The sequence below is a fragment of the Methylotenera sp. G11 genome (assembly GCF_000799735.1).
Classification (GTDB): domain Bacteria; phylum Pseudomonadota; class Gammaproteobacteria; order Burkholderiales; family Methylophilaceae; genus Methylotenera.
Window position 1 is genome coordinate 2,009,611 of sequence record NZ_JUHH01000001.1, and the last position, 13,217, is coordinate 2,022,827.

Sequence of the window (13,217 nt, forward strand, 5' to 3'; positions counted from 1 at the left end):
TAAAATACTTGCCCGACTTGTAAAAAGAGCGTAACTTAAACGCTGCAAGACTGGTATTGATATGGAGTGAGCCATGGATAACAAATACGGGTTAGGCAGTGCCAAAGTCGCTACGGAACATCATGCGCAACATCATAAAACAGTGCATACGACCTATCCGGTACACTGTAAATTCTGTGGCAGTCCGCATCTGGTTTTAAGCCCAAGCATGCATGATCACTCATGCGCCGATTGCGGTGAATGGCAGAATGATGTGCCGCAAGGATATTCCAGCGGACGCAGCAGCGATTACTGATTTTCTGCATAGGATTTAAACGCTCAATCCCCTGGTTAAAAAGGGGTTTCTGTATGCCGATATTTGCAAATTAAACGGCTTTTGGCCAAAAGTTGTGAAATTCTGTAAATATTTGGTGCAAAACTAAAATAATTCACTTTCTACTCAAAATTTAGCGGATTAGTACGCCAAAAAGCACTATAATCTTGCGTACAAAAAATCCCTTTCCATTAAACAACTCCAAAAGAGAAGATAAATGACTACGAAAAATGCTGACATTGGCCTGGTTGGGCTAGCTGTTATGGGTCAGAACCTGGCCCTGAATATTGCCGATCATGGCTACACCATTGCGGTTTATAACCGTGACCCGAAAAAAATGGTGAATTTCATTGAAGAATGTCAAAAGAATGAGCCATCACATGCCAATGTGGTTGGTCATGCGGACTTGGCTTCATTTGTACTGAGTATCAAACGTCCACGTAAAATCATCCTGCTGGTTAAAGCAGGCAGCGCAACAGACGTCACTATCAATGCATTGCTGCCATTCCTGGAGCAAGGCGACATCATTATCGACGGCGGCAACGCATTGTGGACAGACACAATCCGTCGTGAAAAAGAATTATCGGCTAAAGGGATCGAATTCATCGGCTCAGGCGTATCTGGCGGTGAAACCGGTGCCCGTTTCGGCCCAAGCCTGATGCCTTCAGGCACACGTAAAGCATGGGCAAGCCTGGAGCCGATCTGGCGCGATATCGCAGCTAAAGTAGATCCAGTTACCGGCGCGCCTTTAGAAGGCGGCGCACCTGGCAAGCCAGTACAAGGCGGTTTCGCATGTGCTGAGTACATTGGTCCTGACGGTGCCGGCCATTACGTTAAAATGGTACACAACGGTATCGAATACATCGATATGCAATTGATCTGTGAAGCTTACTGGCTGATGAGAAACCTGCTGGGCATGGAAGCAGATGAAATCGGTAAAGTATTCGCCGAGTGGAACAAGGGTGAGTTATCAAGCTTCCTGATCGAAATCACTGCAGATATCCTGCAACAGAAAGACCCAATGGGCCCTGGCTTCCTCGTGGACAAAATCCTGGATACAGCCGGCCAAAAAGGTACTGGTCAATGGACAGCTGCCAACGCGCTTGAATTGGGCGCGCCGGCTAACGCGATTGCTGCTGCCGTTTATGCACGTGCACTTTCAAGCCTGAAAGAAGAACGCGTAGAAGCCAGCAAAATCCTGAAAGGCCCGGTCATCAAACAGGAAACAGATAAAAAAGCAGTGATCGAAGCGATCAAGAACGCACTGTACTGTTCAAAAATCTGTGCATACGCACAAGGCTTCCAGTTGATCGACAAAGCACAAGTGGCTTACAACTGGAAACTGAACTTCGGTGAGATCGCTCAGATCTGGCGCGGTGGTTGTATCATCCGTGCACGCTTCCTGCAAAAAATCACTGACGCTTATGCATTGAACTCACGCCTGAAAAACCTGATGTTGGATCCATACTTCACTAACGCGATGAATGATGGCCAAGCCGGCTGGCGTAAAGTGATCGCTTTGGCGGTGACTAACGGTATTCCTGCGCAAGGCTTTGCTGCTGCATTGGCTTACTACGATGGTTACCGCAGTGAGCGTTTGCCTGCAAACCTGCTGCAAGGCCAACGTGACTACTTCGGTGCGCACACTTACGAGCGTGTTGACCAGCCACGTGGTCAGTTCTTCCACCTGGATTGGCCAGAAGCAGGCCGTCCGCAACTTGAAGTTTAAGCAGCAGCTTGAATAACAAGTGGTAAGTAAAAAGGGCAGAATTTCTGCCCTTTTTGCTTTTTATAGTTATTTTCTCAAGTAATCCGATGATGTAGCAATTCCGCTTATTCGCACCCCAGGGCACCTTCTCTTGCCACAAGGTGGCAATTCACCTTGTCATACCAGCGAAGGCTGGTATCCAGACCGCGTTAATACTAGCTTTGTCTTGATAAAACGCCATTCGTGACTGCCATTTTGACTAGATTCCCGCCTGCGCGGGAATGACGGGTTATTTAGTAGATTAGCTATAATTACCTGCGTTGCCAGATTATGTCGTGCACTTTAAATCACTACTGTTGATGTGAGTTTTGTAGTGGCAGTGTAAAATTCAGCCGGCTTATTTTCTTAGGGCAACAGCATGACGTTTCATATACAAACATTACTGACTCACTGGGCTGTCATGGTGCTCGCTTTGTGGCTCACAAGCCGCGCGCTCAAGGGCATGTCGTTTTCCGGCATATTGCCGCTGCTGGCATCAGCATTGCTGTTATGTGCCGCCAACATTATCGTGCGTCCTGCGCTGGCGCTGATACCGCTATCTACCGCATCCTGGGTGCTGGGCATTGTGCTGCTGGTGATTAATGCCTTGCTGGTCATGCTGATTGCATCGCTGGTTAAGGGGTTTAATCTCTCGGGGGTATGGGCGGCACTGCTTGCCGCTTTGATTATTGCAGTGATTGGAATGCTGCTGGAGATGGTGTTGCCGGGGAGCAACCCTTCGCTGTTTCATATTCAGCAGTTGATTAACTTTAAGTAGATTATCGGTTTCGCCTGAATGGCGAGTTTCTTTCTTTTGCTTAGCCGTACCCGTAAAGGGCATGTCCGCCAAGGGCCCGCTCTTTCATCGCGATCTTGGCGCCAAAAGAAACCAAAGAAAAGGCTACCCCGCGCCCGCTTAATTCCTGCGTTGCTCACCTTCATGGGCGGCAATCGAAACTCGCCCTGACAAGCCACATAAAACGTGGCTTGTTGCGGAGCTCAAACAGCCGATTGCCGAATACTCCCATAAAGCTTGCGCTACTCGGCGCGGCTGAAGGGGCAAGTGGGTAAGTCTCCGTTGCCCTGCAAGATAGGTGTAGCTTACTATATAAAAAACCCGGATAAGAATTTAATCTTTATCCGGGTTTGTGTTTAATTCACTAACTTAATTACTGGTGCAGCGTTCTGCTGAACAGGTTTAGCGCCAGTTGGTAACCGATCATGGCGGTCTGCGGGTCGTAGCGTTCGCCTTCGTCGCGCATGAATGCGTGTTGTGCGTTGAATTCATGCCATGTGAATACCATGTTGGCATCGCTGAGTTTTTTGTACACTTCTGCGCGGCCTGGTGCCGGGATGTGCGGATCCTGTTTGCCCCAGATCATGAGCAGTTCGCCTGAAATGTCTTGCAGGCGTTCCATGCTGTGCTGGCCTGGTTTGTTCGGGATGACTTGTGTGTGCAGGTCGGTTGCATAGAAGCAGGCGGTGCCTTTGATTTCCGGTTGCAGTGCGGCGCGGAAAGCCAGGTGGCCGCCGATACAGAAGCCCATGGCGCCGATGTTGCCGTTATACCATGGCTGTGTTTTTGCAAATGCGATCATGGCGGCATTGTCTGTGTCGTAACCTTGTACGTCTTTGGCGGCTTTGTCGGCATTGCCTTTGTCGCGGCCTGCATCGTCGTAGCCTAAAACCGTGCCGATCGGGTTCAGTTCGTGGAATACTTCAGGTACCAGCACTGCGTAACCGTGGCTTGCCATGATTTTGGCTGCACGTTCAATCGGGCCGGTTTGCTGGAAAATCTCAGAGTAAAACAGAATGGTCGGGTATTTGCCGTTACCAACCGGGCGGTGGATAAAGGTGCGCATCACACCGGTAGGGGTGTTGAGGTCTGCAATGTGGCTTTGAATGTTCATGATCAGGTTTCCGGATTGTGTTTCAAATAAAGGAAATACGGAATAAGTGCCTACGCGAGCAAATTGCTGCGTTGCGCGGTACTCGCAACCTCGCTGTATACCACATACTACCTCGGTTACTGCGTGCCGTGCACCTTGCACTTTATCTCGTTCGGCGACTTATTCCGTGTTTCCTAAACAAAATTTTCGATATTGTACAACGAGGTACGTGCTTTTTGGCTGATATGCGGCGGTGCGCTCAAATAATCTATATAAGGTTTGCTAAGACCCATGTTAATTTCGTAAAATGTTGTTTTGAAATCTGTTTCTATGTCATTGCGCTTTCACATCGCTGCATTATGGTTTGAAGTCGCATTGCATATACTCTTGGCTTAATTCAGTACATACATCATGCTAATCACGATCAATGGTAAACCCCGCAGTTTTGATGCTGCCAGTCTCTCTGTAGCCGGGCTCGTTCAGCAGCTGGAGCTGGTCGGCAAACGCCTGGCGATAGAGCGCAACGGCGAAATCGTGCCACGCAGCCAGTTTGAAGCCACACAGCTGGCGGAGGGCGATAAATTGGAAATCGTTGGCGCGGTCGGCGGCGGCTAAATAGATCCCAGTATTCATTACAGTTGCAAAGCAAAGGAATCACAATTGTCAGATTTATTAAAAATCGCAGATAAAACCTACAAGTCACGTTTGCTGGTGGGTACCGGTAAATATAAGGACTTTAACGAAACGCGCGCGGCCATCGATGCCAGTGGCGCGGAAATCATCACGGTAGCTATCCGCCGCACGAATATCGGCCAGAACGCCGGTGAACCGTCCCTGCTGGACTTTTTGCCGCCGGAGGAATTCACCTACCTGCCTAATACTGCGGGCTGTTACTCAGCCGATGATGCAGTGCGCACTTTGCGCCTGGCACGTGAGCTGCTGGATGGGCATAAACTGGTTAAACTGGAAGTGCTGGGTGATCCGAACACCTTGTACCCGAATATGACCGAAACGCTTGCTGCCGCCAGAACATTGGTGAAAGATGGTTTTGATGTCATGGTGTATTGTTCCGATGACCCGATCATTGCCAAGCAGCTGGAAGAAATCGGCTGTGTTGCCGTCATGCCTTTGGCTTCCCTGATCGGCTCCGGCATGGGTATCCTGAATCCATGGAATTTACAGATCATCATCGAGAATGCCAAAGTGCCGGTGCTGGTAGATGCCGGTGTCGGTACGGCATCAGATGCGGCGATCGCGATGGAGCTGGGCTGCCAGGGCATACTGATGAATACGGCAATTGCAGCGGCAGGCAACCCTGTGCTGATGGCCGGTGCGATGAAGAAAGCGGTTGAGGCTGGTCGTGAGGCCTACCTGGCCGGACGCATGCCTAAAAAACTGTATTCTGCGAGCCCAAGCTCGCCGACAACAGGCATGATCGGCTAGTGGCGGTTCAGGGATGAGTCACATGAACAATTACGAGTGTATGGTCAAAGTCGAGGTTTCCTTTTTGCCGGAGCAGTCCGATATTGAGCATAACCGCTACGCGTTCGCATACCATGTGACGATTACCAACACGGGTAATGTCGCTGCACAGTTGATCAGCCGGCACTGGATCATCGCCGAGGCAAGCGGTGAACAGCAGGAGGTCAGGGGGTTGGGTGTCGTAGGCGCACAGCCGCTGCTTAACCCGGGCGAGAGCTATGCGTACTCCAGCGGCACTGTGATCAAGACACCGATGGGTGAAATGTACGGTACCTACCAGATGGTGGCTGAAGATGGCACCAAGTTCGATGCCGTTATCCCGACTTTTCAATTGAATATGCCCAGGGTGCTGCATTAGGTTCAGTTGCTGGAAAAGCGAATAAAAATATGAAAAAAATTACGCATGGCGCCATATTGATATTATTAAGCCTGCTGGCCGCAGGCTGCGCCGGCAAGGTGGTAAAGCCGGTAACGCCGCCTGCCCCACCAAAAGCGCAGTGTGAATGTCCGGTCGAAAAACCGCCGGTGCAGATCCCGGAAGCCAGCAAACCCGTCGAAATCAAACCGCCTGAAGCCAAAGTAGCTGAATATAGCCTGCTGAAGACGGCGCAATGGGATGACATTGATGGTTTGCAGCTTGATAACCTGAGCCAGGCGTGGCCAGCCTGGATGCAAAGCTGCTCTACGCTGATCAATAAACCTGCCTGGAAGAATGTGTGTACCGCAGCGAATCAGCTTAATGAGCAGACGGGCAGAAAGCCGTCATCCGATGCAATACAGGCTTATTTCAAAGAGTATTTTTCCGTTTATAAAACGACTAATGTGGATGGCAGCGATAGCGGGATGATTACCGGTTATTACCAGCCCATACTGAAAGGCAGCCGTACCAAGTCCGCGCAATATCCCAACCCGTTGTATGCGGCACCTGGTGACCTGATCACGGTCGAGCTTGATAGCTTGTTCCCGGAGTTGAAATTCAAGCGCGTGCGCGGCAGGCTGGTTGGCAATAAGCTGGTGCCTTATTACAACCGTGCAGAAATCGAGACCGATGCTTCGCCGTTGAAAGGGCGCGAGTTTCTCTATATTGATGACATCATAGATGTGTTCTTTCTGCAGATACAAGGCTCAGGCCTGGTGCAGCTGGATAATGGCGAACAGGTGCATGTCGGCTATGCGGACCAGAATGGGCATCAGTATAATTCGATAGGCCGTCTGCTGGTTGAGCGTGGTGAGATGACCCTGGCGCAGGCTTCGATGCAGGGCATCAAGAACTGGGCGCGCAATAACCTGGCAAAACTGAGGGAACTGCTCAATAATAATCCTAGCTATGTATTTTTCAGGGAGTTGCCTGCCGGGCTGCCTGGGCCGCTGGGCGCACTGGGCGTGCCGATTATGGGTGAGCGCAGCGTTGCCGTAGACCCTAAATTCGTACCGCTGGGTGCGCCGGTGTTCTTATCTACCACTGAACCCAATAGCAGCAAACCGCTTAAACGCATGATGATGGCGCAGGATACCGGCGGTGCAATCAAGGGCGGCGTTCGTGCGGATTTCTTCTGGGGAGCCGGGCCCGATGCCGGCGCCAAAGCCGGTGCCATGAAGCAGTCGGGCAAGATCTGGGTATTGTTGCCTAAGGACTTCATCATTAACGGAGCTAATGGCCTGCAAAACCAGGTTAGGAAGTAAACCCGGTTAGATTCAGCAACGCCTTCAATACAGGCAATAAAAAAGGGTGCCTGGGCACCCTTTTACATGACACGCAGGAACAAATTACTTGTTCATTACGTACATTGTAACTTCGAAACCGAAACGCATTTCAGTAGCAGCTGGTTTTGTCCACATAGTAATTTCTCCTTTTTGATAAATTCGTAGCGCTAGCGCTTAACAGCATTTGCCTTACGTGAGACACATCATAAGCCTTGCCATAAAATGCAACATGACATGAGTCATTAAAACGCCCTAATGATAATCATGAGAACCGCCTGTGCTTGATTTCCAGCCTTTACTTTACCCGCGGTTTCCTGTCGGGGCTTGCATTCCCGGCATGATCGGACAAAAGCGGCATTGCTTGGTTGAATGGGTCTGGATCAGTCAGCATTCCTGATGCGTTTGATCAGTTTTTTGATGCCTTTGCGGCCGTATTTGCGTTTGAATGCCACTTTGAAATCGTATAGATAAAAAGCCAGCCTGATCCTAAAGCTGATTTTCCTGCTCATATTCGCCAGGTACAGACCCAGGAAGCGTTCGCGGCCAGCCCAATGCAGTTTGTTGCAGATGCGGGTCAGGTCGGAGACGCGCTGGCTGAGCGGGGTCGAGTATGAGTAGAAGCGTGCACGTGCCGTGTCTATCAGTGAGAAATGCAGCTGTTTGCCTGCGTCTGCCCGAACCAGGATGTTGCCGCCGGATAGATCCCTGAAAAACGTGCCGCGATGATGCATCTTGAATAGATATTGCGCAAGCTGGGCATATGTTTCCTCTGCGCTCACAGTGATGTTTTTGGCCGCGATATGGAAGTCTTTATTGCCTTTGGCAAAATGTATGAACATTTCGCCCACGGAGCAGTCTGCGGTCACGTAATCACAGATGTAGAAGTTCTGCTTGAGTGTGGCGTCCTGCTCTTTTTCAAAGAAAGCGACCGGCTGTGCCGAATCTATGCCGCGTCTTAACAGTTCTACAGCGCCGTTCCAGCTGCGTTTTGCTTTGCTGGGTTTGAAGCGGTCGAAAAACTGCTTGTGCGGGTACATTTTTACCGGTTGCTTGACCGTGATTTTCCGCGTGGTTTCCTGTGCCGGGTTTTCCGTTGCGGTACGCGGGTCCGGCAATGCCCAGATGGCATTGCGCGCATGGCGCAAGGCATCGTTCTTGTGCGGGCTGCTCAAGTGTTGCGGGTTGAGCTCCTTAGCCAGCAACGCCGCTTCTTCTGCATCTTTTGCCAGTATCATGCCGAACCAGCCGTCCTGGTGATACGGGTAGTAACGCAAGCCGGGAATGTAAGCGTGGATTGCCAGGTTTCCGGCAAGGCGGCTGCCTGGTTTGGCGGTCATGGTGTGGCTGATTGGCCAGCGCAGGTAGATCGGGCTTTCATTGATAATGTGCGGGGCGTCGGCAAGCAGCTCGCCGTCACGACTGATGATTTCGGCCTGCCGCAGGTCGCTTGCATGGTAGATGTCGTCCAGTAAAGCGACTTTGCCATTGATGGTCCATGCGGCGTGAATATGATGCTGTGCCGTCTGGAAGTGGTGAATCTCAAGGCCACAGGCAGTCGCGATGGCGGCTTTGTAATTTGCACCCTGCACGATGCCTGCAACGGTCTGCATGGCATAAAAACTGGGATGGCGCCTGAACTGGCTTCTATCGCCATCTACACTTGCATAATGCGTGACGCGTTCCAGCGCCGGGTATTCTGCATCGCTTAAGCCATCATTGATCAGACCTTCGCGGTGGCAGATCATCGCCCCCCAGAACACCTGGTCAAGTGCGCCGGAAGCAGCGTTCAGCACCATGTAGCGTGCAAGGTAGTCGGCCTGTTTCTGTTCACCATCTGGCAGCAGGCGCTCTATGCGGTAAATTGCCCAGAATGCTACTGGAGATATAAAGCGTGCAATGCCAAAATCAGTACTGATCTTTCTAAGCAGCCGTGCTTTTTTAACCAGGTTGAATTTCAGTCTGGTTGCCCAGCGGTATTTGAAAATACGATGATCAAAACGCTCAGGCTCAGAAACGCGCTCGCTGAACAAATTATTGGTATGGATATCCGGTAATTGGTTTCTGGCTTTGAGCATGCTCAGTATGCCGATATTGTAGATCGGTTCGAAGTCTGTCACGTTGGGGCCGGCCAGCGTGATGCCGCGTTGCCTGATTTCCTGATAGGCAATATCCCAAGCCTGCATAAAGCCATCTACGCTGTAACCCGCCCAGCGCTTTCTGTTGATGGTCGCGCCGATCTCAACACGCAGGATCCGGCTGCCGAAACGCTCAAGCACTGCATGCACGAATGTGCGCCAGAGTGCCTGTTCAGCGGCATCCCCCATGTTTCTGGCATTGCTGAAAGGCTGCACCAGATGCAGCGTGACCTGGAATCTGTCATCCAGCAGGCGCTGCAGAAAGCGCGCATTAAAGCTCTGCAGGTCGCCATAGCTGAAGTCCAGGCGCACCTGATGAATGCCTAGCTGCTGCAATTGGCTGATCACGTAGTCATCCATGGCGGCATCTTCGGCAGAGGCTATGCATATGCCTATGAAATCGGCAGGTACCGGATGTTCAGGCGGCGGCAGGTGGCCGCGCCTGACATAAAGCCTGCCGCACATGATATACGCAAGACCTTTGCGTATGATGGGCCAGCTCAGCATGCTTGGTTGCTTTTTATTCATGTGCATCAATTATTGCGGCAGGCGGAAACGCTGTTCGTTGTAAAGCAGATCAGGCAGCAGCACATTGGCGAGCGCGCGCTGCTCCAGCTCTTTTGCGTTGGCAGGCGGGCTGGTTTCATTCAGCTGCTTTGTTTTTGTGTCATAAACAGCATAAGCCGGTGCTTTGTCTGAGCGCAATACAACGACCTGGTTGCCGATCTGCGTTTGCTCCATCCAGCCGAAGTTGGCGTTATATTGCATCATTGCACGGCCAGGGCTGTCGGGTGCAACGCTGGATAAATCGCGCCCTATCATCGGGTGCTGCGCTTCAATGCCCATCAGTGACAGCAGTGTCACCGGCAGATCAATCTGGCTGGCCATGCCCGTGTAGCGCAGGGGTTTGATGTCGGCGCCCAGGATCAGGCCGGGGATATGGAAACGTTCGACCGGCACCAGTGATACGCCGCGCACGCGGATGTCATGGTCAGCGACGATCAGAAATACCGTATCCTTCCAGTACTCACTTTGCTGGGCTTTCTTAAAGAACTCGCCGATCGCGTAATCTGCATATTTCACTGCATTGTTATCGGTGTTTTTCGGCTGTTCGTAGAGCTCGATACGGCCATCGGGAAACTCAAACGGCGCATGGTTGGATGACGAGAATGCCAGCGTGAAGAATGGCTTGCCTGTCTTGTGGTGAGCCAGCAGCTGCTCATGGGTTTTGTTCAGCAGGTCTTCATCAGACACGCCCCAGCTGCTGATGAATACCGGGTTCTTATAATCTTTCTGCTCCACGATGTTGTTGAAGCCATTGCCGGTAAAAAAGCTGCGCATGTTGTCAAAATGCGATTCGCCACCGTAGATGAATTCGGTGTTGTAACCGCGTTTTTCCAGCAATGCCGCCAGTGTGAAAAAGTTTTTCTGTGATTTCGAGAGCTTCACCGTGCTATCGGCCGGTGTAGGCGCAAAACCCGCAGTCACGGCTTCAATGCCGCGCACGGAGCGTGTGCCGGTCGCATACAGCTGCTCGAACCAGATGCCCTGCTCCTTGAGTTTCTCCAGGTTGGGCGTAACCGGCGTGCCGCCTAAGGATTCCACAAAAGTTGCGCCCAGGCTTTCTTGCAGGATGATGACAAGGTTGAGCGGTTTTTCGCGTTTGTGGCTGGGGTGCAGTGTGGTCAGCGTCGGGATATCGGTATCTTTTGCACCGGTTAGCCTCATTATTTCTTCGCGCGGCATCTTGCCGTAAATATCACTGGATTTTGTTTCCTTAAGCAGGTTGTAGCTTGCATATACCACCGAGTAACCGGAGTTCAGCACCAGGCTATTCACCATGCTGTCTGCCGTGATCGCAAACAGGGCAGGATTGGCCGGGCGGTGACCCAGCGATGAACGGATGCCGAACGCGGCCAGGATGAAAACCAGCGGCCAGACTACCCAGGTTCTTTTATTCGACCAGCTTGGCTGCATGCCAAGCCATGGCTTCATGTAGCGATGCGCAAGCCATGCTGTCAGGCTTGCCGATATAAGCACTGCAAAAATATCCACCTTGAAGCCGCGCCAGAGCATGCTGAAAACTTCATTCGGATATTTGAGGTATTCAACAAAGATGCGGTTGGGACGTACATCATATTCGTTGATGAATCCAGGCGTTGCTACTTCCAGAAACACCAGCAGCACAATCGCCGCGACTACCCAGCCATAAGTGAACTTCTGCCAGACCTTGAATAAGCGCTGAGTTGCGAGAACCGGTGCCAGCAATAGCGGAATCAGGGCCAGCAGGCAGAGCTGGATAATGTCGACACGCACACCCTGCAACAGGATTTCGGCTAACTTGCCGGTATTAGCCACACGGTCAAATTTCCAGATGACGAGGCCGAAGCGTGAGGCTGAAAGCAAAATCACGCCAATGACGAACATGGCAAGAAATGGAGCGAACGGGCCCAGCCTGGATGACAGCTGCCAGATGGATTGATGCAGTTTTTTAATCAAAGACATATGTGGATAGCGTATTGAAATAGATCGTCATTATAAGGTTAAAGCAAGGGTTCGTATGCAGTTTAGTGGTGTCAATGTTTTAACCGGATCCAGTTCATAAACGATTTATAGTACAGCGGCTGGCGTGCGCACAGGTAGATCATGACGATGATATTGAGCAGTGCCGTGGTTAAAAACAGTTCCGGTATATTCAGGCCCTGATGGAAAATCCATAGCGAAAAGCCGGCTGAAACCACCATGAATAGCGCATTGAGGATATTGGTGGCGGCAATGACGCGTGACTGGTGGCTTTTTTCGGCGCGCGTTTGTATGAACGCATACAACGGCACGATATAGAAGCCGCCAAACAGCCCGACCAGCATGATGTCCAGTATCAGGCGCCAATGGCTGAAAATGACATTGCCATGCATATCAAGCTGTTTGCCGATGAATGTCATGTAATCAGAAAGTGTTTGATTATTCCAGTGCCCGTGGATGTGTGTGCTGGAATAGTACAGATCGATGCTGAACAAGGTGAGGCCGATTGCGCCGAATAACACCAGGCCAAGCTCCACCCTGCCTCTGGATAGCCGCTCGCATAGCAGGGAGCCGACACCGATACCTAGCGAGAAAGTGGTCAGCAGCAGGATAAACACGCTCTCGTCGCCATGCAGGATGTTTTTGGCAAAACTCGGAAATTGCGCCAGCAGGGTTGCGCCGTAAAACCAGAACCAGGAAATTGCAATGATGGCGAGCCATACCGCCTGGTGCCGCCAGATGAAGCGGATGCTGCGGCAGGTTTCGGTGAGCGGGTTCCAGTTGATCTCCAGTTGCGGCTCCTGTGCAGGCGAATCAGGAACGCCGCGGCTATGCCAGTAACCGAGTACCGCGATGATTAAAATGGCGACGCTGGTGATGAGTTCGTGCGGGTGCTGGATTGCAAGCCAGGCACCCAGCACCTGCCCGAGCAGGATGGCGACAAAAGTGCCCATTTCTACCATGCCATTGCCGCCCATCAGCTCATGTTCACCAAGGTGCTGGGGCAGATAAGCGTACTTGACCGGGCCAAACAGCGTGGAGTGCATGCCCATCATGAACAAAGCGATTGCCAGCAGCCAGATGTTATGCAGAAAAAAACCTGCGCTGGCAAACAGCATGATACCGATTTCAAATTTCTTTACGAGGCGGATGATTCTCGATTTTTCAAACTTGTCTGCCAGCTGGCCTGCGGTGGCCGAAAACAGGAAATACGGCAGGATGAATATGCCAGGCAGAATGGTGACCAGCATGGCTGAATCAAGGCTGGTCAGGCTGGCAGCATGAAATGCAACCAGCGTGATGAGTGCGGTCTTGAACATGTTGTCATTAAACGCGCCCCAGAATTGCGTCATGAAGAATGGCCTGAAACGCTTTTCTGTCATCAGTTTAAATTGGTTGCTCATGTGGTTCTTTCGGTGCTTATT

The 13,217-nt window shown here is 51.4% G+C and carries 12 protein-coding genes; 7 read left to right on the forward strand and 5 right to left on the reverse strand.

Annotated features, from left to right (window positions below):
- The first annotated feature begins 73 nt into the window (after window positions 1-73).
- From GQ51_RS09255 to GQ51_RS09265, 3 genes are all read left to right on the forward strand, one after another.
- The gene (locus GQ51_RS09255; RefSeq protein WP_047552236.1) at window positions 74-295 is read left to right on the forward strand and encodes a hypothetical protein; all 222 of its coding nucleotides are present in this window, start codon (window positions 74-76) and stop codon (window positions 293-295) included.
- 235 nt (window positions 296-530) lie between these two features.
- Window positions 531-2,042, forward strand: a complete 1,512-nt coding sequence (gene gndA, locus GQ51_RS09260; protein WP_047552237.1) for an NADP-dependent phosphogluconate dehydrogenase — start codon at window positions 531-533, stop codon at window positions 2,040-2,042.
- Between the two features lie 397 nt (window positions 2,043-2,439).
- Window positions 2,440-2,838 carry a phage holin family protein gene (locus GQ51_RS09265; protein ID WP_047552238.1) on the forward strand — a complete coding sequence of 133 codons (399 nt, stop codon included), beginning with the start codon at window positions 2,440-2,442 and terminating at the stop codon, window positions 2,836-2,838.
- Between the two features lie 391 nt (window positions 2,839-3,229).
- Here GQ51_RS09265 and GQ51_RS09270 read toward each other — a convergent pair whose 3' ends face one another.
- Entirely contained in the window at window positions 3,230-3,970 is a 741-nt protein-coding gene (locus GQ51_RS09270) for a dienelactone hydrolase family protein (RefSeq protein WP_047552239.1), read from the reverse strand.
- Window positions 3,971-4,360: 390 nt separating this feature from the next.
- Between GQ51_RS09270 and thiS the strand changes: the two genes are divergently transcribed.
- The 4 genes from thiS to mltA are packed head-to-tail and all read left to right on the forward strand — an operon-like array spanning window position 4,361 to window position 7,114.
- Window positions 4,361-4,564 (forward strand): sulfur carrier protein ThiS, encoded by a 204-nt coding sequence (gene thiS / locus GQ51_RS09275; RefSeq protein WP_047552240.1) that lies wholly within the window; start codon window positions 4,361-4,363, stop codon window positions 4,562-4,564.
- 45 nt (window positions 4,565-4,609) lie between these two features.
- Window positions 4,610-5,392, forward strand: a complete 783-nt coding sequence (locus GQ51_RS09280; protein ID WP_047552241.1) for a thiazole synthase — start codon at window positions 4,610-4,612, stop codon at window positions 5,390-5,392.
- Window positions 5,393-5,405: 13 nt separating this feature from the next.
- Window positions 5,406-5,789 carry a Co2+/Mg2+ efflux protein ApaG gene (gene apaG, locus GQ51_RS09285; protein ID WP_047552242.1) on the forward strand — a complete coding sequence of 128 codons (384 nt, stop codon included), beginning with the start codon at window positions 5,406-5,408 and terminating at the stop codon, window positions 5,787-5,789.
- 29 nt (window positions 5,790-5,818) lie between these two features.
- A complete protein-coding gene (mltA, locus tag GQ51_RS09290) occupies window positions 5,819-7,114 on the forward strand; it encodes a murein transglycosylase A (RefSeq protein WP_052177790.1) in 1,296 nt (431 codons plus the stop codon).
- Window positions 7,115-7,198: 84 nt separating this feature from the next.
- Here the strand turns inward: mltA and pqqA are convergent, their stop codons facing one another.
- From pqqA to GQ51_RS09305, 4 genes are all read right to left on the reverse strand, one after another.
- Window positions 7,199-7,270 carry a pyrroloquinoline quinone precursor peptide PqqA gene (gene pqqA / locus GQ51_RS12620; protein WP_081624291.1) on the reverse strand — a complete coding sequence of 24 codons (72 nt, stop codon included), beginning with the start codon at window positions 7,268-7,270 and terminating at the stop codon, window positions 7,199-7,201.
- A gap of 245 nt (window positions 7,271-7,515) precedes the next feature.
- Entirely contained in the window at window positions 7,516-9,798 is a 2,283-nt protein-coding gene (locus tag GQ51_RS09295) for a lipopolysaccharide kinase InaA family protein (RefSeq protein ID WP_047554094.1), read from the reverse strand.
- 9 nt (window positions 9,799-9,807) lie between these two features.
- A complete protein-coding gene (locus GQ51_RS09300) occupies window positions 9,808-11,775 on the reverse strand; it encodes an LTA synthase family protein (RefSeq protein WP_047552243.1) in 1,968 nt (655 codons plus the stop codon).
- A 71-nt stretch (window positions 11,776-11,846) separates the two neighbouring features.
- Complete coding sequence (locus tag GQ51_RS09305; RefSeq protein WP_047552244.1) at window positions 11,847-13,196, reverse strand: MFS transporter; 1,350 nt, start codon at window positions 13,194-13,196, stop codon at window positions 11,847-11,849.
- Window positions 13,197-13,217 lie beyond the last annotated feature (21 nt).